We start from the raw sequence: 22,899 nt of genomic DNA, 5'->3' as shown, positions 1-22,899 counted from the left end.
TATGCTAAGTATGATTGGTTTAATTGGAGGGTTAACCTTACTTATCGTGCTTACCCTGCGTGGGGTGAACTTATTCATTAGTGCCCCATTATGTGCGCTGGGCGTTGCAGTGACCAGTAACGTCAGCGTGCTTGCCGGAGATGCTAATTTTGTAACGACTTATATGGATGGCTTTTCTGGATTCATAGCATCTTGGTTTTTTATGTTCTTACTAGGCTCAATGTTCGGTAAGTTTATGGAGGACACTGGTGCTGCAGACAGCTTGGCCAAGTCTATTATCGATAAACTCGGTCGTAAACAAGCGGTACTAGCGGTTGTTCTCGCCTGCGCAGTGCTAACTTACGGCGGAGTGAGTGTGTTTATTGTTGCTTTTTCAGTTTATCCAATGGCTTTAAGCCTTTTTAAAGACGCAAATCTTCCACGCCGATTTATCCCGGCTGCACTTACCTTCGGTTCTGTTACTTTCACAATGACCTCGGCTGGTTCCCCGGAGATACAGAACTGGATACCTATCAAGTATTTAGGGACTTCCCCGTATGCGGCCTGGGAAGTTAGCTTGGTGGTTGCGTGTTTAATGGCTGTTATGGGCTACTGGTGGCTCAAGAAAATGATAAACAAGGCTGTTGCTAATGGAGAGTGCTTTGAAAGTCGCCCCGATGACCCCGAAACAATTGTCCGTGACTTACCTTCCCCGTTGAAATCTCTTATTCCGCTTTTGGTGGTACTCAGTATCTCATTCTTCTTCCACGAAGAGTTTCAGCAAAACGCTTTAATACTGGCGTTGCTGGGTGGCGTTTTGTCATTGGTCATTATTAACATCAAGCATTTTCACCGACCACAGAATGCCATTAATGAGGCAACCGTAGGAGCTCTTCTCGCTATTGGTAATACCGCCGCTGTTGTTGGCTTTGGTAGCGTCGCTAAAATAACGCCAGCGTTTGAACAGGCTGTTACAGCAATGACAGGATTACCCGGCAATGAGCTGGTGGGGGCAGCAGTAGCGGTCAGTGTGATTGCGGGACTGACGGGCTCAGCTTCCGGAGGACAGGCCATAGCGCTTCCAGAAGTGGGGCCTCACTATTTAGAGGCCGGCGTTAACCCTGAACAGCTTCATCGAATTGTCTCAATTTCTTCCGGAGCCTTAGATTCACTGCCTCATAATGGCTATATCGTTACAACCATTCGCGCTATCTGTAAGGAAACTCACGGCGCCGCATATTGGCCAATAGCTGCGGTAACCGTGGTTGTCCCTTTTATTGGGCTAGCTATCGCTATTGGCCTGTTTATGATTTAACGCATAGTTTCTTAAGCTTAAGAGTCGCCAAACAGGCGGCCCTTAAGCTTATCTTTCAGACTGTCTTCAATTTTAGATTTCAGTAACTCTTCCAGTTTCTGGTCTTTCTCACCTGATTCGCTGTTCCATTGCGTCAGGCTTTGTAGCAGCTCTTCCTGACCACCTAGCTGATCAGACACTTTTGCGGTTAAGTCAGCTTTAATATCCGCCAGTTTACCATCAGCCTCTGACATGGCGGTGTCGGCCAGTAAACTGCCCAGTTGATCATCCAGGTCCGAGTCAAAACTCAGCGAAGGACTCTGAATATCGCCCGTAATGTTGGTCGCAATGTCCAAACGCTGTAACTGGCTAAGCGCACTGGCAATAGCATTGGTCAGTTTGCTGGAGCCGCTGGCATCCATGTCCAGGTTCAGCATTCTGACCATGGCGTTACCATCAAGCTTGTTTTCTCTGACTAAAATAGTGCCGTCACTGTCGAGCAATGAGGAGACAATTTGGGCGCTCAACTCCGCACTTTCACTCAGTCCAAGGTTCTGTAACTGCGCACCTTTTAACTGCCATTGTTGCTTGGCATCAATACCCAAGTCTGAGAGCGAAAGTTCGCCGTTTAAGTTAAACGCCTTCCAGATTTCACTGTTATCAGCACGCGCCTGGTAAGTCGTTGGCTGCCCCAGTAAATTGTGCTGATGAGTAATATTCTGCCAGTCAACATCAATGACGGTGCCCGCCACCATAAACTCAGTACGCGCCTTTTTAATCAGAAACTCCGGTGGTGCGTCTTCCTCAGCAAAAGAAATGCTCTGGCCTTCACCACGCACAGGCTTAACCGTTTCTGAATTGTCTGAACGCGCCAGCATGGGCCCTAATTGTTCATAGGCCAGCAACAAATATTGACTCCATTGCTTTGCCTGCTCACCCAGTAACAAGCCAGTTACGTTCTGTAAACCTTGCCCGTCCATACTAAAGAACGACTTAATTCTATCAATGTCATTGCCCGGCGCATTTTTTAGTTCAGTTACCTGTGTTTGCAGCACACTTTTCGCTTCTGACACTTTGTCCCGGAAGTTCGCTATAGCCTCCTTGTCTTTACGAATAGACTCTTTAAGTTCGTCTAAGGCCTCTTTGCGCGCTGCAATAGCTCCTAAGTCTTTAACATCGCCTTCGGTTATTTCTTTTATCTTTTGCTCGTACTCTTTAATTTTATCTTCACTCGGCAAAGCGTCTTTCGCCGCGATAACTTGCTGCTTCTGCTTCTCATACGCCGCTTTTGACTCTTCAATAACTTTGTCAGTACGAAGGTTTACCTGAGCCATAATCTCATCGGTCGACGGCAGTGACATTTTTAAGTCTTCCCAGGACTGGCCGGCCCACTGCTTCATGTCATCTTCTGACGGCAGAACGTACACCTCGCCTTCACTATCACGCTCTTGATTGACTCTTATACCAGTCATGGTCAGCTGTTCAATAAGAGTGCGCCCCAAAATGAGTTCTGTCGGACTGATATCGGCAGACGCTTCCCCCACTTGCACCCGGTTATGCGTTGGTTGCTGAGGGTTCGTCACTTGCACACCTTTTATGCGTAACGCCAGTGGCGACCAGCTGTGCTCAACCTGCTCAATATTAACTTCAGCGCCATTTAAGCGCCCGAGTGTGTGCTCCAAAGTGACTTTTATAATAGAGTCCAGAAAAAGCCATGAAATAGCCACCAACAGCAACACGAATCCGGCAAATACGGCCAGTCCAGGCCAACGAATAATACCTCGTTTCATGGTTACCCCCTTAGACTCGTATAAATTTGCCAGAACCGACTGCCTTTAATGACTTGCACAACTCTCAGTTTCATAAAGGCTTTTTGAATACGCTTACGATAATTTGCCACGACAAAATAGCTAATAGCGGCAACAAAAGGCGCCGCCAACAAGCTGAAAATGACACTACCCATGGTTATGGTGTGGTTAAACATAGACAACCGCCCTACCGCACTGGCATAAGCGGCTTCGTAGATACCCTGCCAGCTTGAAGCATTCAGAATACTCAGGCCAATGTCGTGGAAAACCGGATCCAACAGGTAGGCAATACCCGAGAACACACCGAAAGAAACCAGGAATAAACTTAAATTCACCCGAAAAATAAGGGCCGCAAGAATAATAATGAGGTTATGGATCCGCCACAGCGGCGTCAGACCAATGAACATTCCTAAAACGACTGCTAACGCCAGCGCCCATGGGCTCGTTTCCGAGTTCAACGCCTTTAGCAGCTTAGCCAAAATTGTCAGCATTTATCTGACTCCTTTCAAAGCAAAAAAACAATAAAATCTGCTTGTTATCCGTTATCTTTCTAATATAGTGTCAGTTGCTTTTAATAAGCAAATAAACTCGTGGGTTTTACACTTTTTATATCAGGACATCATGCAAACTCAGGCTCACGTCATTATTGACGACATGGTCGATTGGCAGCCATATTACCCTAGCCAAAGCTTACTTAGCGCAAGTGAGTACTTGCAAACCACTCACTCAAATTCGCGTCAAAGTATTTTAAATCTCTGTAACGACCTGTCTTACTTGTCGACCGGCTACTATGTCAGCCTATTAGCGGAAGCCCGCGGCCAAAAAGTCATTCCGTCAGTTGCCACTATTAACGATGTGAACAACTTTTCACACTATCAGTTACTCATTAATGCGACCGACCGATCACTTCTGCGTTACCTGCAACAGTCCGACAAGAAATCGTTGTCCTTACTTATTTGTTTAGGTATGTGCGAAGAAAAAGCGCTGACGAACTTTGCCCGGCAGATTTTCGAGCGCTACCCATGCCCAATATTACGAGTACAGCTTGAGTTTAATGGTCGCTGGCACATTTCGGCTTTGCAGGCCGGTGCCCTAAACCAGTTAGACGACAACGAGCAAAGCTTTTTCGGTAATGCTTTGGATCAGTTCAGTAAACGAGTTTGGCGTAAAGCCCGCTCTCGTAAGGAGCTGCGCTTTGACCTGGCCATATTACACAACCCGGACGAGGCTATTCCTACCTCTGACAAACGCGCTCTAAGCCAATTTATTAAGGCGGCAAAAGAAGCGGATATCGACGCCGAGTTAATAACCGCAGACGACTTCAACCGTTTGCTGGAGTTTGACGCGTTATTTATAAGAGAAACCACACGAATTAACCATTACACCTACCACTTTGCTAAAAAGGCAGAAGCCAACGGTATGGTGGTGATAGACCATCCTGACGCTATTGTTCAATGCGCTAATAAGGTGTTTTTGAAAGAACTGTTAGACAAACACAAAGTAGCTACACCAAAAACTAAATTATTACTGAGTCAATCCGACATTGACTATAAAGCTATTGGCGACTCTTTAGGCTACCCGGTGGTTTTAAAAATTCCTGACGGTTCATTTTCTATCGGTGTCGAGAAAGCAGAAAACCTCGAGCAATTACAAACAACTGCGGAGTCGCTGTTTAAGCAGTCGACTATTTTGCTGGCACAAGAGTTTATTAAAACGGACTACGACTGGCGTATCGGCGTACTGAATAACCGACCTATTTATGCCTGTCAGTACTTTATGGCGCGTAACCATTGGCAAATTTATAACCACAAAGAGTCATCTTCTCGTGCTAAAAGCGGTTCGTTTACAACATTAGGGGTGCATCAGGCACCTAAAGACGTGGTCCGCCTGGCATTACAAGCGACCCGGCTTATCGGCGACGGTTTATACGGTGTCGATATTAAACAAACCGAGCGCGGCCCCGTGGTAATAGAGATTAACGATAACCCGTCCATTGAATACGGCGTGGAAGATCTGCACCTGGGGTATGAGCTTTATCGTCTCATTATGGCGGACTTTAACCGCAGGCTAGACGAGCGCAAGTAAGATCAGGTAACCCACAGTGAATGTCAATGTCGAACGCGCTCAACTTTCAGACCTGGATAACTTAGTCCGGCTGGAACGCGCGACCTTTAATTACAGTTGCATTAGCCGTCGTAGCTTTAAGCACTTAATAAGCTCTGCAACGGCTTACTGCTGGGTAGCCCGAGACGGAAACAGACTGCTTGGTTATGCGCTGGTACTGACCCGTAAAAACAGCCCGGTGTGGCGGCTCTACTCTATTGCCGTAGCGCCAGAAGCGCGCGGCAAAGGTATTGGCCAGAAGCTTATGGATGAGCTTATTTCATGCGCTCGAAAAAGCCAGGCGAAAGCTCTTTCTCTAGAGGTTAAATCAGACAATAAAGCCGCAATAGCCTGGTATCAGGACTGCGGCTTTGAAACTATTGATGTTCTCGCTAACTATTACGATGACGGCTCTGATGGCTTAAAAATGCGCTTTACTTTTGATCCGGAAAGTCCGTAAACGCGCCTTCAACACCGGTAGTTTTCAGCCACTTTCGCAATTGTGAGTGAGACTCTACACCTTCAGGTAAGTCATCCGCGCGCAAGGTATACACGTGAACATCCAGACCTTTTTTGTCGGCCGTGTCTAACACTGTTGACCATTGGGGCTGCCCCTCTTTTACGCCTTCCAGTGCGTGACTCAACCAAAGACCAATGCCCTCGGCATAAGACTTCACCGCTTCCAGTCCGGCACTGGTACGCATGGAGCTGTAATCCACATCGCTCATGCCCCAGTCGTTATCACCAATAAGCTGTATAAGTGGTTGCTCCCAGTTAAACTCACGTTTCAATCGGCGTAGCACTTCCGGGTCGAACGACTGCAAATAAATTGGGGTCGCCATAGTGTCGTGATAACCATTTTGAGCGAGTACCGACATAACCGCAGCCGTTGCATCATATCCTTGTTGCTGGTACCAACGCGGCGACTTTATCTCAACGTATATACCTGTGTTTTCTTCGCGACTCCGGTTCAGTTCATGAATTAATTTGAGTTGCTCGTCCAGGGTTTGAATGGGAAAGCGAACCTCAGTATTTGCGAAGCGCTTAGGATATACCAGCTCATAGTCCTTATGCCGTGGCGTTATTGACAGCTGTTTTAACTCAGCAAGGGAAAAATCCACCACATAATAATGGCCATCGGGACGGTGCTTTTCCGGAAATACCTGGGAAACATCGGTAATGTAATCCAGCACTTCGTCATGCAGCACAACAGGCACACTGTCACGGGTTAACTGTATGTCTTGCTCAATATAGTCTGCGCCCATTGCATGCGCCATAACGGTGCTGGCTTGCGAGTGCTCGGGTACATAACCCGATGCTCCCCGGTGTGCAATGTCTATAAACTGCGGTATTTTCAGGTCGGACAGTGACCCTTGCTGCGGCAGAACTTCCGCGGTTGCTGAAGAAACAATAACGCCCAGAAAACTTACCGCATAGACAAGTATTTTAGTCATTATTCCAGCTCACATTTAACACCTTATCGCCCAATGAACGATAGCGCTCAAACAATGCGTCTATCGGCTCCGGCTCAGTGCTCAACTCCCGGCCTCGAAGGTATTCCGGGTTATACAATTTACTGGCTGAACGTTCACCTAAGTCACAGGCGAAAGTCACAATACGTTGTCCAGCCCCTTTTTTCAGCGCTGCCGCTAAAGCAGCAGCAACATTCAGGGCAGAGCTGCTGCCGAGTACAATGCCGTCATGGTCGCGTACGTAACGGGAAATAGTCACTAAGTCCTGGTCCGGTAAGTTAACCGCATGGTCTATTTTTGCCTGCTTAAAGTTTTCCACTAAGCGCATAATACCGATGCCTTCAGTCATCGACCCGCCGTGTGATACATACTCGCCGGTTTTCAGAAACTCATAAATGCCAGAGCCGTCAGGGTCTGCCAGCCACACATCAATGGTCGAGTCCTGCTCTTTGAAAAACTTAGAATTACCGCCAATAGTACCGCCTGTGCCTGCCACCGACACAAAAACGTCGATATTGCCGTTCATTTGTTCCCAAATTTCGGGCGCAGTGTGCAGGTAATGCGCCCGTGCGTTACTGGTATTTTCAAACTGATTCGCCCACCAGCAGTCATCGCGCTCTTCGGCTAAACGACGTGCCGTATGGTAAAAGTGGTTTTCATTTTTAAAAGGTACCGGGTCCACCGCCATCAGCTCACCGCCGTGCAAGCGTATCATTCGCTCTTTTTCCGGAGTCTGATCATTGGGCATCACCGCCAGCATGTTTAATCCGTAAGCTTTAGCAACAACAGCCAAACCAATGCCAGTGTTACCCGCAGTACCCTCAACAACGGTCATCCCCGGCTTCAGCTCGCCACGTTCCATGGCATCTTCAATAAGCTGCTTTGCCGCACGGTCTTTAATAGAGCCGCCCGGGTTTTGAAACTCGCACTTCAGGAATATGTCGCACCCCGTCAAATCCGATAATGACGGAATACGTAAGAGATCGGTCTGCCCAATTAAGTCACTCTGACGTTCACCTACCAGCATGGCTAAACCCTTTAATCATTCAATAGTGTTGGTAAATAGTATCTCTTCTGAGCACACCGCATCAATAGGACTTTTTGGTGCAATGCACCCGCTTAGTGCAAGTTTCCGCTTTAATAAGCTCTTAAAAATAAATTTAACCTTAAAAATCAACACTTTGTTTTTTGGCATGGTTCGTGAAAGGCAAAGGTTAACACTGCATTAACAAGGTAAAGCCCATGAAAATGATTATCGCATTAATTAAGCCGTTTAAATTGGACGACGTGAAAGAGTCTTTATTCGAGATAGGCTGCCAAGGACTAACCGTATCGGAAGTCAGAGGTGTTGGTCGTCAAAAAGGACACACCGAACTTTACCGAGGCGCCGAATACACCGTTGATTTTCTCCCTAAAATTCGTATCGAAATTGCGGTTAGTGACGCGCAGCTAGAGCGAGCGTTAGAAGTCATTCAGTCAGCGGCGCAGACCGGCGCCATTGGCGATGGGAAAATTTTTGTCACCCCTTTAGAGCATTGCATACGCATTCGCACTGGAGAAACGAACGAACAAGCTTTATAGAGGAAGCACTCATGGAATCTCAACAGCACTTAGCGCAACTGCCTTATGTTTTAGACACTTTCTTTTTATTAATCTCCGGCGCCTTTGTTATGTGGATGGCCGCGGGTTTCTCTATGCTTGAAGCCGGTTTGGTCAGAGCTAAAAACACGACAGAGATACTGACTAAGAATATCACCCTATATGCGTTAGCCTGCCTCAGCTATTTGTTTATTGGTTATGCCATCATGTACCCAAATGCGGCGCCAACAGCCCACGCAGCTGACGCCGGCTTCTTTTTCCAAATGGTGTTTGTCGCCACCGCAATGTCTATTGTTTCGGGCGTTGTTGCAGAGCGCATGAAACTCAATAGCTTTTTACTTTTTTGTGTTGCATTAAGCGCCTTTATTTACCCAATCCAGGGCGCATGGAGCTGGGGTGGCGGTTTCCTGTCAGAACTTGGCTTCGTTGATTTTGCCGGTTCAAGTATTGTTCACCTAACCGGAGCATCCGCCGCTTTTGCCGCTGTTCTATTACTAGGTCCACGCTTGGGCAAATATTCTAAATCAGGTGCCGTAATGGCCATTCCAGGCGCTAATATGCCACTGGCCACTTTGGGAACTCTGGTTTTATGGTTCGGATGGTTCGGCTTTAATGGCGGCTCTCAGCTTGCATTAAGCTCTACCGCAGATGCCAATGCTATTGCTTCCGCCTTTGTGAATACCAACATATCAGCAGCGGGAGGAACGGTCGCGGCCTATTTGTTTACCAAAGTCTTTTTTAAAAAGGCTGACCTCACGATGATTCTAAATGGCGCCCTCGCAGGCTTAGTTGCTATAACAGCACAACCCGTTACTCCACCAAGTTGGCTGGCGGCCATTGTTGGCTTTACGGCAGGAATACTGGTTGTGCTATCCATTATTTTTCTGGACAAACTGCATATCGATGACCCTGTTGGGGCTATTTCAGTTCACGGGGTGGTGGGAATATTCGGTACCCTGGTCGTTCCAATCAGTGACTCGGGGGCAACTCTGCTTAACCAGTTGATAGGAGCATCCGTCATTCTGGCCTGGGGCTTTTTAACGAGCTTTGTCCTTTGGGGGTTACTGAAATTCACAATCGGAATAAGGGTCACCAAAGAACAAGAGTATGCGGGCTTAGATAAAGTGGACTGCGGCGTGGAGGCTTACCCTGAATTTATTCGCTCTCCGGAAGGACAGTGACTACTCATTGTCAGGGTTATAGCTTCCTGTTAAGTTAATGCGACATTTCTGGAAAGAATGGACCAAATGTTATGGCAACCTCTAAGGCATATGTTGAGGAATTATTAGCCAAGGCCGATATTCGCATTAACGGAAACCGCGCCTGGGATATGCAAGTTCATGACGAGTCTGTTTTTGATGAGGCTCTTTCGCGTGGCAACCTGGGACTTGGTGAGTCTTATATGGCTCGGCTGTGGGACGCCGAGTCACTGGATCAGTTCTTTTTTAAGCTGCTGCGCTCTGGCATTCAGGACGAAGTAAACCCTGCCCGGCTCATTTTTCATTCTCTGAAAAGCCGCTTATTTAACTTACAGGACAAGTCGCGTGCCTGGAAAGTCGGACAACACCACTACGACATGGGCAACGACCTGTATCAAGCCATGCTTGATGACAACATGGTCTATACCTGCGGTTACTGGGAAAAAGCGGATAACGTAAACGACGCACAACGTGACAAGCTAGAGCTATGCTGCCAAAAGCTAGGGCTGAAACCAGGCATGACGGTGCTGGATATTGGTTGCGGCTGGGGTAGCTTCATGAAATACGCTGCTGAAAACTATGGTGTGAAATGTGTGGGCGTCACCATTTCCAAAGAGCAGGTGGCGCTGGGCGAGAAACGCTGTGAGGGGCTACCTGTCGAGTTCCGTTTACAGGACTACCGTGACTTAAACGAGCAGTTTGACCGAGTCATTAGCTTGGGCATGTTTGAGCACGTTGGGCAGAAAAACTACGACGACTATATGGATGTGGCATTACGCTGCACCAAGCCTGACGGACTTTTTCTGCTGCACACTATTGGTAAAAACGTCAGTGATACTGCGGCAGACCCATGGATAAGCAAATACATTTTCCCCAACGGCGAAATTCCTTCTATTTCTCAAATTGGACAAGCACTGGAACAGAAGTTTGTCTGCGAAGATCTTCATAACTTTGGGGCGTATTACGATAAAACGCTCATGGCTTGGTTTGAGAACTTTGATGCGGCCTGGCCGCAGCTTAAAAGCCAGTTTGATGATGAGTTTTATCGCATGTGGAAATATTATCTGCTGTCTTGCGCCGGTGCTTTCCGCGCTCGCGACATTCAGCTTTGGCAGTGGGTATTATCGCCTAAAGGTCAGCTCGACGGTTATTTAAGACCGCAGCTTTAACGCTGCGGTTTATCGTCTTCATAGACATCGGTGGTATTAAACTCGGACATAAACAGCTGCCAAAACACCAAGAATAGCGCGGCAATGAGAGGCCCTAAAACGAAGCCGGTAATACCAAATAATGCAATACCGCCCAGCGTTGAAAACAACACTAAATAATCCGGCAGTTTGGTATCACGTCCCACTAAAAGAGGACGCAGTACATTGTCGGCCAGACCAATGACCACTGCGCCGTAGGCTACTAGTATAGAGCCAGCAACCCAACTTCCCGTCGCAAAGAGGTAAATCGATACCGGCAACCACACCAAGCTTGCTCCCACTGCAGGTATTAGCGACAAGAACGCCATAACCACACCCCATAAAATCGGGCCGGGAATATCTAACAACCAAAATATAAGGCCACCTAACGCACCTTGCACCATAGCAACGACAATGTTTCCTTTTACTGTCGCACGAGTCACTTCGGCGAACTTTTGAAACAATTGGCGTTCACGTTCGTCACCCAGTGGCAATGCCTTCATCAAGACATACAGCAACTGCTTACCGTCGCGAAGCAAAAAGAAGGTCAAATACAGCATAAGTGCGACACTCATAATAAAAGCAAACGTATTTTGACCAATACTTAAAGCTTGCTCCGCGAACATTCGGCTTGCCGTCACAGCGAATGATGACAGGCGCTCTCTAACGTCGGCTGGCGTAATATCGAACTGAGCCAGTAAGTCATTAATAAAAGGAAATGCGGTTCTAATTTCTTCGAAAAACTCACCCGGGTTGACCTTGCCTGAGTCAAGCTTTTGATAAAAGCTCAGACCTTCCTGAACAAACGAATAAGCAATGCCTAACACCGGTAATACAACAATGAACAAGGCCACCATCAGCGTACTTAAGGCCGCTCGGTTTGGCTTCTCGCCAAAAATACTTTTCAGTTTTTCCTGAAGAGGAAAGAATATAACCGCCACTGCGCAAGCCCAAAATATAGCTCCCCAGAACGGTTTCAGTACCAATGCAAATACAACACTGACAAGCGCCAAAGCCAGTATGAACGAACGCCTTTCAATAGACTCACGCATGGTGATATTCCCTAACTATTTATTAAATCTTGGTAAATGTCGTAAACATGCGGGTCGTGAACATCTAACTGTTCAAGCGCGAGCTGTAGCTTCACCAAATACTCACTGTTTGGACCGCTTGGGCCTGACGCCTGCCCGATATGCTCAGCCAACTCTTTACTGCTGGCAGGCCCTAAGAAGGCTTCGTTGTCCTCGGTTGCAATATAGACAAGCCCTTCATGCTGGCTGCCGTCTCGAAACGTCATGGGTGTGGTAAAGCGTAAATAACCGTTTTTCTCACGATGATCTAAGTGCTCAAACACATCGGGCGTTACTTTGTAGGCCATACCCGTACACTTTTCTCCCGGCGTTTCGATTAATGTCAAAACGCGCCCCGGTGCTTCCGGCGTACCACGGTGGTCGTGTGAACCCTGCCAAAAACGTCGCGACCAACCTTCAATGTAAGCTGGTGCGCGCTCTAAGTAAGGAAAGTCGACCTTGTAAATCAACGACCCATAGCCGAACAGCCAAACCTCGCTATGACCACTTAAGTCGTGACGTTTCTTGTTTTCGGCTATGGTGTTTTGCGACATACTTCTCCCGTTACGGCCTGTCGTTATTTAAGTCTTCTTCCTGTCGGAGGTAACCGGCGGCTTCCTCATCAGACGTTTGCTGCTTCTCATCTAAACGTTCTTGAGAGCCTGGAATCGCACGAGTCTGCTCATTAAGCTGATGAATTTGCGACGCATTACCCAAGTCACGCTTGCTGGTCAGCGACGCTATTGACTCTCTGTCTTTCAAAAAGTCTATCACATCGTTTCGTATACTCTCGAGCTCCGCATCGGCTCTGTGCATTTCCAGAATATGCCGCGGGTGCTCGAGGTTTCTCATACCGGTAGCAGCAAAGGTCGTAGTTACTAATCGGGAAACAATAACCCAAGGGGTAATACTGCTTCTAACCAGCGTATTTTCAGAGCGTGTGCTGTCGTGAATACCGGTTCCGGTTGATATTTTAGACTCGGTGAATGTACCTTCACACTTAAAATAAATAAGTAACGACTCAAACTGGATCTCCGCGAAGAATAGGTGTGCTACATTCGCCAGCAAGTGGGCAAAGGCCTTCAACAAATAACCAATTAAAAAAACATGAATGGCTCCAACCGCCACAGTCGCGAATGCTAAAAGCTCAGCAGATGTATTCACTTGATAGTCAATGCCTCGCAAGAAGGCAGCAACTTCTGTCACTTCATAAGCCAAGAGAAAGGTTGCAATAATACCGCCAACAAACAGCAAATTGCCCAGCAGCAGACTTATAAAACGGAACTGACCAAACGATGCACCCAATTCCATATCTTTCACTTTTGGCTGTATTTCCTGGATCATCTCACCATTAAATGCGCCCTTACCATCTACTTGCTCTTGCAAGCTAGGGTTCAGTTCACGATAGACACGATTCGGCACTTCTTTGTAACGGCGATTCGCCATGACCAGGTTGTCGAGGTTGATAAATATTTCCTTCGGGTGCACTGACTCCTGCCAGTTTTCCCGCAGCTCTGATACTTCTGATACCGGGTTGGCTTTTGCAAGGCGCTTTTTAAGTAGCAAAACTGAAATGGCAGTAGATATTAATGCACCCAATGCGATGCCTGTTAGATAAAGCCCCGCATGAAACGAAGGCAACGCGGAAAACCAAACTTCTACTTCTGAGGCTGTCACGCTTTCAGAAGACATCCACCAGGAAAATACGAGCCCCACGACAACCGGCAGTAGCAGTGAGAAAACAACCGTTTTTGCCAAAGCTCCTGCGCCCATTGAGTCAATGGACTGCTCTGCATTTCGTGAAATTGATGTTCCCGCCTTGCGCCATACTTGAATTAAATAAAGCGTCAGCAATACGGTATAAACCGGAAAGGCGAGTTCCCCAGCCTCTCCGGCGAAACCTGCCAAAGACACAAACGCAGCAAAACCGAATGCTATCATGGCGGTAATAGTACGAACCCAGGCGCCAAGCAAACGCTGCGCCATATTACGCACGGGGTATGGCATAAATAGCAGCTTAGGAAAAACCGTATGGGCAATGCGCGCCAACAGTCCTTTAGGCTCTACAAAGGTCGCATTTTTACGACCCATAAGCATTTCTTCCAAGCCCCGATCGGTATAGCCAACATAAGGCATTTCTTCTTGTGAGGTACTGCGCTCCGACTTACTAAAGTTTCGAGCCAGAGACGTTGGGTGGTTACGGCCTACAAAATAGCGAAGCATGGCCATAATACCGCCACTGATGACTTTTATGCCAGCAATCAGCAGCAGTACACCGAATATAGCCAGAACCCAACCGGTAAGCGCGTCTTCTTTGACTGAGCCGGCCGCCGATACCAGCAAAAAGACAGCCGCGACTAGCTGTATACCGCCACGCAAGGCGGTGACAAGTCCCTCTGTTTTAAATGGGTTTTTAAGCCCTAGATCTATGGAGCCGTAATCAAAAGCCACTGACAATCCCCTATTCGCTTTAGACAAAACTAAAGGTTAAAGGTTAACGGCTCGTAAACTTTTGAGCAACGAAAATATCTCAGTTTTCTTTTTAAATCACCGACTTGGTAATCACAAAAATGCCCATTAGCACAAGAAACACAGCAAATCCTTTCTGGAGCTTTTCTTTGGGTAAGCTACGGCCGATTTTAGAGCCAAAAATACTCCCGAGAATTCCGCCGGCTATCATTATAGAAATAATAAACCAGTTAAACTCGACGTCGTTAGCTGACATGACTGCATAATATTTAAAGAAGCCGGCAATAGACTTAATGACGATAATTAACAAACTTGTACCAATTGCCACAGGCATTGATAGTCCGGCTAAAAGAACCAGTGCTGGTACAATGAGAAAGCCTCCGCCGACCCCAACAAAACCGGTTATCACACCCACCACTAAGCCCTCAAGCGTTACTTTGGCATAGTTCATTTCAGTAACATGGCCAGGAGGCTTAGGCTTACTGCGCCACATAAGTAATGCTGCAACTATCATTAATAGAGAAAAGACAAGTAACTGCCAGCGGCTATCAACTAATGTGCCTATCCACGCACCACCGTATGTACCTATCATCCCGGGAATACCAAATACCCAGAAGTGGCGCCAGCTTACGTTTTTCCGTCTTATGTAGGAAATTGAGCCAAACAAACTGATGCCGGCAACAATTAATAATGACGAGGCAATTGATTCACCTGCGGGCATACCCACTAAGTACATCAGCACAGGAACAGTTAGTATTGAGCCCCCGGAGCCAAATAAGCCTAAACTCAAACCAATAATCACAGCACCTAAAATCGCTAGCAGCATTTTTTTACCTCATATTCTTATTTGAAATATGATTATAACAAAAAAGAATTAAAACAAAAAAGGCCGCGCTTAGTACGCGACCTTTAACCTGTAAATTACTTGCTAACCCGCAGAAATTACTTAAGGTTCGTCAAGCGTAGATAAGGACGCAGTGTCTCCCAGCCTTGCGGGAATTTCGCTTTTGCATCTTCGTCAGAAACACTTGGACGAATAATAACCGGTTTACCGGGCTCCCAATCTGCAGGGCAAGCCACTTCTTGACTATCCGTTGTTTGCAGTGCATCGATTACACGCAAGATTTCGGCGAAATTACGACCTACAGTCATTGGGTAAGTCATCGTCAGGCGAATTTTCATATCCGGGTCAATAATGTAAACCGAGCGGATAGCCGCATTGTCATCTTCATCCGGATGAATCATGTCATACAGTTCAGCCACTGCTTTGTCTTTGTCAGCAACAATAGGAAACTCAAGCACAGTATTTTGTGTTTCGTTAACATCTTTAATCCAACCTAGGTGCTCTTCAACCGTATCAGTTGAAAGGCCTAGTGGCTTAACATTGCGTTTAGCAAACTCTGGAGCTAACTGCGCAGTGCGACCCATTTCAGTCGTACATACTGGCGTGTAGTCGGCCGGATGACTGAAGAAAAACGTCCAAGACCCTTTAGCCCATTCATGAAAGTCGATGGGGCCTGTGGTTGTTTCAATTTTAAAGTTAGGTGCGATAGTGCCAATACGTAAACTCATTAGTATTTCCTCTCTTTCGATTGTCGTCATTTAGTTAATTCAATTAATTAAAATTTATTCGCCGGAATTTTGAAGTAATGCTGTCCATCTTTCTCGGCAGGTGGTAATTGCCCTGCACGCAAGTTAACTTGCAGAGCGTGTAACATTCTGTCTGGCAGCGCCAAGGTTTCATCGCGTTCGTCTCGTACCTTTCGGTACTCCTGCTCGCTGACATCACCCGATAAATGCACATTGCTTTGTTTGTGCTGCGCCACAGTGGCTTCCCACTGAGCCTCGCGTCCGCCTTTTCCGTAGTCATGCCCAACAAACAAGCGTGTCTCTTCGGGAAGGCTCAAGATACGCTGCAATGATTCCCATAAATCTTTTGAAGAACCACCGGGAAAGTCAGCGCGTGACGTACCACTGTCTGGATACATAAATGTGTCATGCACAAATGCGGCGTCACCCACAATATAAGTAATTGAACCCAATGTATGACCCGGTGATAACCAGACTTTGACTTCAAGATCACCAATGCTGAAGGTATCCCCCTTTTTAAATAACCGATCGAAATCCTTTTTCGGATCGAAGAGCCCTGATACGTTGTAGTAATCGCTCCATAGCTCTGCTATTTCACAGGTCTTCTCTCCAATAGCATTAGGTGCACCGGTTTTCTCTTTTAAATAAGCTGATGCCATCAAGTGGTCAGCGTGCGGGTGCGTATCTAAAACCCATTCGATGGTTAGACCGTTGTCTTTCGCCAGCTCCAATACTTCGTCAGCGCTCTCAAATGACGTTTTTGCGCTGCGCGGATCGAAGTTCTGAACAACATCAATAAGCGCCGCTTTTTTGGTATTAGGATCTGCAACGATATACTGAACAGATCCAGTGTCTTTTTCGTAGATTCCCCATACATCAGGAGAACTTCCACCTGTCGATGGGCTTTTGCGAATGATGCTTGTCATAATGACCTCCTCGCTTGAGTTTGGTTATAAGCATATAACAAAAAGTAATTACTTCAAGCGATCAGCCCATTTGAAAAACGATTACTTTAATCGTTATTTTAGATTTAAAATTTTGTTCTAATAGAATTGATAACTATAACTTATTGTTATTTGCCCATTGCTCTCTTTGGAGTTAGTGTTGGCTATATAGATATTACTTTTGGTTATATATTACTGAAGAGGCTTTATATATGTCATCAAAGAATCCTGTCGTTACTCACTTTTTCGATGAACCGACAAACACATACAGCTATGTTGTGCAGGATCCAGAATCTAAACACTGCGCTATCATTGACTCCGTACTCGATTTTGACTACGCCGCAGGCCGCACTAACACAGAGTCAGCTGAGGCTATATTGGCTTTTGTAAAAGAAAAGCAGCTTACCGTGGACTGGATTTTAGAAACCCACGTTCACGCTGACCACTTATCTGCGGCTCCTTATTTGCAAGAGAAAACCAGTGCAAAACTAGGTATTGGAGAACATATTAAGACCGTTCAGGAGACTTTCGGTAAAGCATTTAATGCGGGTACCGAGTTTGCTCGTGACGGTAGTCAGTTTGACCGGCTGTTTGCCGATGGAGATACCTTTAATATCGGTAATATTGAGGCAAGAGTACTACATACACCGGGTCATACGCCGGCCTGCCTTACCTATGTCATCGGCGACGCCGCGTTCGTTGGCGATACCCTATTTATGCCCGACTATGGCACCGCGCGCTGTGACTTTCCTGGCGGTGACGCTCGCACGTTGTACCGCTCTATACAGAAAGTATTTGCTTTGCCGGGCAACACTCGCTTATTTATGTGCCACGACTACAAAGCCCCCGATCGCGATGAGTATGCCTTTGAAACAACCGTTGCAGAAGAGAAGCAAAACAACATTCATGTCGGTGGCGGAAAAACCGAAGAAGAGTTTGTGAAAATGCGTACCGAGCGCGATGCGACACTGGGTATGCCCCGGTTAATCCTCCCCTCAGTACAAGTCAACATGCGCGCAGGGCAAATGCCGCCAGCGGAAGATAACGACCAACGTTACCTGAAAATTCCGCTTAACCTATTCTAAATGAGGTCTTGTTATGGAACGTCGTAAACTCAGCCCGTTTATCAGTGTTTCACCACAGATCTCTGTCGAGGATGTCGGTGTTGCTGCATCTCTGGGTTTCAAAACCATCGTCTGCAATCGCCCTGATAACGAAAGCGACGATCAAATCAATGCCGACAAAATTAAGCAGGCAGCTGAGAGAAATGGACTAACATTTAAACACTTACCCGTAGTTTCCGGGAATATCACCGACGATGATGTAAGTGCGTTTGCGAAGCTGATGGCCGATATCAAAGGCCCCGTACTCGCTTATTGCCGCACCGGCACTCGTTCATGTACCTTGTGGGCGTTGGCAGAGGCTGCTCATCTAGCTCCACAAACGTTACTCGATACAGCTCAAGAAGCAGGCTACGACCTCTCAGGTCAGCAATCCCGTATGCAGCAACGCTTTGAGCAAAGCACTGCTGACACTTCTCAAGCAAACGCCCCTTCGGTCAACAAACATACAGTGGTCATCGTTGGCGGCGGAGCCGGTGGCCAGTCAGTTGCCGCTAGTATTCTAAAGCGCCAACCGCAAACCGATATTGCTATTGTTGAGCCGGCTGAAGCACATTATTACCAGCCTGGATGGACCCTAGTCGGCGGTGGCGTTTTTGAGCGTGAGCAAACCAAACGACAGATGCGCGACATCATGCCGAAGGCCGCCAAGTGGTACCAAACCGCAGTCAGTCAGTTCCTGCCTGAGCAGCAACGCATCGTCCTCGAAAATGGTGACCAAATTGCGTATCAAAGTCTGGTTGTAGCAACCGGACTCAAACTAGACTGGGAAGCAATTCCGGGATTAAAAGAAAGTCTGGGGCTGCATGGTGTCACTTCAAACTATCGGTTTGATCTTGCACCGTACACTTGGAAATTAGTACAGGCCACCCGCAAGGGTAAAGCCATTTTCACGCAACCGCCAATGCCGATAAAGTGTGCTGGAGCTCCACAAAAAGCAATGTATTTATCTTGCGACGAATGGAAGCGTAGTAACTTTCTAAAAGACATTGATGTTGAGTTTTGCACGGCAGGCGCAGCTCTTTTCGGCGTCAAAGACTACGTACCGGCGTTGCAAAAATACGTTGATAGCTATGGCATCAATTTACAGTTTCAGCATAATTTAATTGCTGTAGACGGTCCCAATCAAAAAGCAACGTTTGCAGTAACTGACAGTAGCGGCCGTACCTCTGAAGTAGAGAAGTCATTCGATATGTTACATGTTTGTCCGCCGCAAAAAGCCCCTGACGTTATTGCCAAGAGCCCATTAGCCGATAAAGTAGGATGGGTCGATGTCAGTGCAGAAACACTGCAGCACAAACAGTATGGCAACATTTATGCCGTTGGAGATGTGGCTAACGCACCTAATGCGAAAACCGCTGCAGCAGTTCGTAAACAGGCCCCGGTCGTTGCCGAAAATGTACTGTCGACGCTTGCAGGTAAACCCGCAATGGCGGTTTACGAAGGCTATGGCTCTTGTCCATTGACGGTAGAGCGCGGAAAAATCGTATTGGCTGAATTTGGTTATGGCGGCAAATTACAACCTACCTTCCCAGCCTGGTTAGTTGACGGCACAAAACCGACTCGCTTGGCTTGGTTCCTAAAAGAGAAAATGTTGCCGTGGCTATATTGGGATATCATGCTTAAAGGCAAGGAATGGCTAGCCAAGCCTAAACACCTCAGTCACCGACCTGAACCGCATAGCGCACCTGACGCCTGCAATTTCGAAGAAAAGAAATAAACCTTTCCCAACCTAGTGGCGGCTACTCATTCTCTCCGGTAGTCGCTGCTTTTTAGTTAAAACGGTTTAAGTACTACCGTTTCCCCCTGTGGAATTTTCGGGTTATCAAGTTCGTTTGGCCCAAGGTGGCTAATAATAATCCACGTTTTGTCCTTGTAGGCAGCAACGATATTTTCCAGCATTCTTTTCGCCAGTTGACGCTCGAGCCCCGCAAAAGGCTCATCTAACAAAATAATGGGACGCCCTTGTAATAAAACTCTTGCTAACACAAGTCTCCGTAATTGACCGCCTGATAGCATCACGCCTCTGGCACCAACTAGGGTATTCAGTGATTCCGGTAAGGCTCTTACTACATTATCCAGTTCCACTAACTGCAATACCGCCCAGAGTTCTTCATCGCCCATAGGTTGATGCGATAGGTTCAGGTTTTCTCTTATCGACCCATCCAATACTTCCGTTCTTTGCGTTAAAAAGCTGATATGGTTATCTACATCCGCCCCTTGCGATAAGGTGATTTTTCCGGTGAAACAGGGCAGCCACCCCATAATGGCTTCGGCTAACGAGCTTTTACCAAGGCCTGACGGACCATTCAGCCAATGGACATAACCGGGTTTAAACTGTGCCGATACCGGCCTTATCAGGACTCGCTTGCCTCGTTTGACACTGATGTTATCCAGCGTCAAGGAAATAGCTTTTTTCAAAGACTTACTGCTGTGACTCTTCACTGGCTTCTGCACTGAGGCTTCATTAGCTAACAAGTGTTTCGCTGCCGCTACCGTTTTTCCATAACCTCCCCATTGAGACGGTAACTCCGCTGCAATCTCTTGCCACGCCAGCGCTGAGAGCACCAACATAATCATGTCAGCGCTGCTTATCATACCCGACTCAAAAGCAAAGCCTGAAAGTATCACCGCTAGCAAAAAGACGCTGTGAGAGAATATTTCGACAAGCCATAGTGTTTTATGCTGCATTGCCAGCTGCTTGTCGTCGAGCTGCTCTTGTCGTTGGGCTTGCTTTAGTAACGCCTGCCGGTGGGTTTTATACGCCCCCCATGCGAGTAGCTCAGTAGCTGACTCAGTAAACGCCATCGACTGCCGCCGCAAACGCTGTGTTGATTGCAGTTGTTGCATTGCCAAAGCACGTGTTTGCTTTGCCATTCGAACACTGACAAAGAGCACAAGCAATGCCGCTATTGCCAGTGCTATCGCTGCCGAAGGAATATAGATTCCCCAAAAGAGAATCAACAGACACGACGATAATACGAAAACCAACATCGGCGCCATAAGCCTTAACAGCAGGTTATCCATGGCATCCAGATTACGCGTTAAATATTGTACGCCGTCGGCAACTCGCAAAGGGGCTAAGCTTGCCAGCGAACGGCCTTGTAGTCTTTTGAACAGCGCGACACGCCAGCGCGCTTGTAGCTTTAAAACAGCATCGTGATTGATCAAACGCTCTACATAGCGGCTCAGAGTACGCGTCACAGCAAAAAAGCGAATTCCGGCCCCCGGTGTGTAAATATCAAATGCAGTATATAAAGCAGCGGCTGTTATAAACCAACCAGACAATGACAATAGACCAATACCAAATAACGCAGTCGCTGTCGCAAGCCCCAAGCCAATAAAAATCTGAAGCCGGACACTTCTAAGCTGCTTAAGCCAGGGCTTTAAATATTGCCAGTCACGGTGATTCATGCCGACACCTTTATTAATTGCGTAGCCCGTTTAATAAGTAATGGATCATGACTTGCGACAATGACGGTATTGCCATCATGGGCATAACTCTGTAAGCACTTTCTAATAGCTTCCGCAGACACTTCGTCAAGATTCTCCGTCGGCTCATCGGCGATAATGACAGCTCGTTGAGATAATAGGCAACGTGCTAACGCAAGCCGACGCTGCTCACCTCCAGATAGTCCGATCCCGTGCTCTGAAAGCTTAGTGCCAAGTCCCTCAGGGAGCGTTGCCAGAAGCTTATCAAGACGCACCTGTGCTAATGCTTCGAAAATTTGTGCGTCACTGTGATGCTCGAATATGTTGAGGTTAGCACGCAAGCTGCCTGCGGTTAGGAATGGTTGCTGAGCAAAATAGGCAATTTGGTGAGTACTTTCGACTGGTTGAGATAACTGTCCCTGAAACGGCAGCTGCCCCAACAGAACTTTGACTAGCGTCGTTTTACCGCTGCCTGAGTCACCTGTTATTACACAAAGCTCCCCCCGCGCTATCTCGCTATCAGGAAACTTTAATTGCTTATTAGCTCCGCTACTGCCAAATGTCACGCTTAGGTTATTCCAAGCATAAAGATGAGTGTCTTTGCGCAAATCATCACTAGTACCAGAGCTTTCTTCAGCGGTAAGGCTATCTTTATTTAACTCGCACAATAAGGTCGCGGCACCAACAGCCGCCGCGCGATCGTGGTAACTTTGCGCAAATTGTCGAAGTGGCGCAAAGTATTCCGGCGCCAGCAGCAAAACGAAGAGCCCTGTAAATAAGGTTAATTGGTCAGCGCCTAACCAGTCGATATAACCCAATAGACCAAAGCCCACATACAAAGCAACACCGGCAATCGCCACACTGGAAAAAAACTCCAGCACAGCTGACGATAAAAACGCAATACGAAGAGTCGACATAGTGGCTTTGCGGTAATCTTCGCCCGCTACTGCGACATCATTAACAGCAGCAGTACCGGCACCAAATAGCTTTAACGTCGTTAGGTTGCGTAATTTGTCAGTAAATACACGGCTCAACGCAAACGTTTGTTGTGCATGTTTTTGGCTTAACCTTTCAGCCCCTATACCAACAAGCGCCATAAAAACCGGAATAATCGGTCCTGAAATTAGGAGTAAAGCACCAACAACTGGGTTTAAGTAAAAGCACACCAGTAAAATAAGTAACGGAGAGGTGACGACCAAATACTGTTGCACCAAATAGCGGCTGAAGTAGCCCTTCAAAGATTCAATAGGCTCTAATTGCAACGAACCGTCTGCTGCCGCTAACGGCTTTCCCGCTAACACTTTTCGCTGCCAGTCGTCAGCAAGCTTCTGACGAGCTTGTTGGCTTGCCAATAATGTCGCTCTGCGCAGAAACTGTTGCTGTATTTGCGGCAGCGTTGCTCTTAACAAACTGGTGAGCGATAACCCGCTCAATAGCATTGGCTGAGACCAAAGTGAGTGTCCACTCACAAATAATCTTTCGGCCAATAGTGCCAGGAATGATAACTGCCCGATGACAGCCACTGTTTTTAATAAACCTAACAAAAACGCCCACTGAATGGGGCGTTTTACGTAAGCAGCAAGCTGCTTTAAATAGGCTGAAGCAGACGCAAAATCAGCGTTCATTCACCAT

At 47.1% G+C, this 22,899-nt stretch carries 20 protein-coding genes; 8 read left to right on the top strand and 12 right to left on the bottom strand.

Annotated features, from left to right (window positions below; all coding sequences use genetic code 11):
• Position 1: 1 nt before the first annotated feature.
• The gene (locus B3850_RS00880) at positions 2-1,294 is read left to right on the top strand and encodes a GntP family permease (protein WP_053953698.1); all 1,293 of its coding nucleotides are present in this window, start codon (positions 2-4) and stop codon (positions 1,292-1,294) included.
• 17 nt (positions 1,295-1,311) lie between these two features.
• On the opposite strand, the gene B3850_RS00875 is transcribed toward B3850_RS00880, so the two are convergent.
• Both B3850_RS00875 and B3850_RS00870 read right to left on the bottom strand, forming a co-directional pair.
• Positions 1,312-3,063 (bottom strand): TIGR03545 family protein, encoded by a 1,752-nt coding sequence (locus B3850_RS00875; protein ID WP_286911237.1) that lies wholly within the window; start codon positions 3,061-3,063, stop codon positions 1,312-1,314.
• A 2-nt stretch (positions 3,064-3,065) separates the two neighbouring features.
• The gene (locus B3850_RS00870) at positions 3,066-3,572 is read right to left on the bottom strand and encodes a DUF2062 domain-containing protein (RefSeq protein WP_058576189.1); all 507 of its coding nucleotides are present in this window, start codon (positions 3,570-3,572) and stop codon (positions 3,066-3,068) included.
• 130 nt (positions 3,573-3,702) lie between these two features.
• Here B3850_RS00870 and B3850_RS00865 point away from each other — a divergent pair, with 130 nt between their 5' ends.
• Positions 3,703-5,166 carry a RimK family protein gene (locus B3850_RS00865; RefSeq protein ID WP_286911236.1) on the top strand — a complete coding sequence of 488 codons (1,464 nt, stop codon included), beginning with the start codon at positions 3,703-3,705 and terminating at the stop codon, positions 5,164-5,166.
• 16 nt (positions 5,167-5,182) lie between these two features.
• Entirely contained in the window at positions 5,183-5,644 is a 462-nt protein-coding gene (rimI, locus tag B3850_RS00860; protein ID WP_286872220.1) for a ribosomal protein S18-alanine N-acetyltransferase, read from the top strand.
• On the opposite strand, the gene glpQ is transcribed toward rimI, so the two are convergent.
• Positions 5,619-6,638, bottom strand: a complete 1,020-nt coding sequence (gene glpQ, locus B3850_RS00855) for a glycerophosphodiester phosphodiesterase (RefSeq protein ID WP_058576186.1) — start codon at positions 6,636-6,638, stop codon at positions 5,619-5,621. The genes rimI and glpQ overlap by 26 nt on opposite strands.
• Positions 6,631-7,683 carry a cysteine synthase A gene (locus tag B3850_RS00850; protein WP_058576185.1) on the bottom strand — a complete coding sequence of 351 codons (1,053 nt, stop codon included), beginning with the start codon at positions 7,681-7,683 and terminating at the stop codon, positions 6,631-6,633. The genes glpQ and B3850_RS00850 overlap by 8 nt, the downstream gene beginning before the upstream one ends.
• A gap of 215 nt (positions 7,684-7,898) precedes the next feature.
• Between B3850_RS00850 and B3850_RS00845 the strand changes: the two genes are divergently transcribed.
• The 3 genes from B3850_RS00845 (at position 7,899) to cfa (ending at position 10,623) form a co-directional block, all read left to right on the top strand.
• On the top strand, positions 7,899-8,237 hold the full coding sequence (locus B3850_RS00845; protein WP_053953691.1) for a P-II family nitrogen regulator: 339 nt from the start codon (positions 7,899-7,901) through the stop codon (positions 8,235-8,237).
• Positions 8,238-8,248: 11 nt separating this feature from the next.
• Positions 8,249-9,436: an ammonium transporter gene (locus B3850_RS00840; protein ID WP_286872226.1), complete on the top strand. Its 1,188-nt coding sequence runs from the start codon at positions 8,249-8,251 to the stop codon at positions 9,434-9,436.
• A 71-nt stretch (positions 9,437-9,507) separates the two neighbouring features.
• Positions 9,508-10,623: a cyclopropane fatty acyl phospholipid synthase gene (gene cfa, locus B3850_RS00835; protein ID WP_286872229.1), complete on the top strand. Its 1,116-nt coding sequence runs from the start codon at positions 9,508-9,510 to the stop codon at positions 10,621-10,623.
• Here the strand turns inward: cfa and B3850_RS00830 are convergent.
• The 6 genes from B3850_RS00830 to B3850_RS00805 form a co-directional block, all read right to left on the bottom strand.
• Positions 10,620-11,693, bottom strand: a complete 1,074-nt coding sequence (locus B3850_RS00830) for an AI-2E family transporter (protein ID WP_058576181.1) — start codon at positions 11,691-11,693, stop codon at positions 10,620-10,622. The genes cfa and B3850_RS00830 overlap by 4 nt on opposite strands.
• Before the next feature lie 11 nt (positions 11,694-11,704).
• On the bottom strand, positions 11,705-12,265 hold the full coding sequence (locus tag B3850_RS00825; RefSeq protein WP_053953687.1) for a gamma-glutamylcyclotransferase: 561 nt from the start codon (positions 12,263-12,265) through the stop codon (positions 11,705-11,707).
• 10 nt (positions 12,266-12,275) lie between these two features.
• On the bottom strand, positions 12,276-14,162 hold the full coding sequence (locus B3850_RS00820) for a hypothetical protein (RefSeq protein WP_053953686.1): 1,887 nt from the start codon (positions 14,160-14,162) through the stop codon (positions 12,276-12,278).
• Positions 14,163-14,253: 91 nt separating this feature from the next.
• The gene (locus B3850_RS00815; protein ID WP_322295308.1) at positions 14,254-15,006 is read right to left on the bottom strand and encodes a sulfite exporter TauE/SafE family protein; all 753 of its coding nucleotides are present in this window, start codon (positions 15,004-15,006) and stop codon (positions 14,254-14,256) included.
• Between the two features lie 116 nt (positions 15,007-15,122).
• A complete protein-coding gene (locus tag B3850_RS00810) occupies positions 15,123-15,752 on the bottom strand; it encodes a peroxiredoxin (protein WP_058576179.1) in 630 nt (209 codons plus the stop codon).
• A 47-nt stretch (positions 15,753-15,799) separates the two neighbouring features.
• Complete coding sequence (locus tag B3850_RS00805; protein WP_286872237.1) at positions 15,800-16,696, bottom strand: MBL fold metallo-hydrolase; 897 nt, start codon at positions 16,694-16,696, stop codon at positions 15,800-15,802.
• Positions 16,697-16,926: 230 nt separating this feature from the next.
• Between B3850_RS00805 and B3850_RS00800 the strand changes: the two genes are divergently transcribed.
• Together B3850_RS00800 and B3850_RS00795 are read left to right on the top strand one after the other, a co-directional pair.
• The gene (locus B3850_RS00800; protein ID WP_053953683.1) at positions 16,927-17,799 is read left to right on the top strand and encodes an MBL fold metallo-hydrolase; all 873 of its coding nucleotides are present in this window, start codon (positions 16,927-16,929) and stop codon (positions 17,797-17,799) included.
• 13 nt (positions 17,800-17,812) lie between these two features.
• On the top strand, positions 17,813-19,555 hold the full coding sequence (locus B3850_RS00795) for a bifunctional protein tyrosine phosphatase family protein/NAD(P)/FAD-dependent oxidoreductase (RefSeq protein WP_053953682.1): 1,743 nt from the start codon (positions 17,813-17,815) through the stop codon (positions 19,553-19,555).
• Positions 19,556-19,611: 56 nt separating this feature from the next.
• Here B3850_RS00795 and B3850_RS00790 read toward each other — a convergent pair whose 3' ends face one another.
• Together B3850_RS00790 and B3850_RS00785 are read right to left on the bottom strand one after the other, a co-directional pair.
• Positions 19,612-21,249, bottom strand: a complete 1,638-nt coding sequence (locus B3850_RS00790) for an amino acid ABC transporter ATP-binding/permease protein (RefSeq protein WP_286911235.1) — start codon at positions 21,247-21,249, stop codon at positions 19,612-19,614.
• Positions 21,246-22,892: an ABC transporter ATP-binding protein/permease gene (locus B3850_RS00785; protein ID WP_286911234.1), complete on the bottom strand. Its 1,647-nt coding sequence runs from the start codon at positions 22,890-22,892 to the stop codon at positions 21,246-21,248. Before B3850_RS00785 ends, B3850_RS00790 begins: the two co-directional genes overlap by 4 nt.
• Positions 22,893-22,899: the final 7 nt, after the last annotated feature.

The sequence above is a fragment of the Idiomarina sp. UBA4520 genome (genome assembly GCF_002388365.1).
Classification (GTDB): Bacteria; Pseudomonadota; Gammaproteobacteria; order Enterobacterales; family Alteromonadaceae; genus Idiomarina; species Idiomarina zobellii.
The sequence above is the reverse complement of the archived record's forward strand: the minus strand, read 5'-3'. Positions and strand labels throughout refer to the sequence as shown.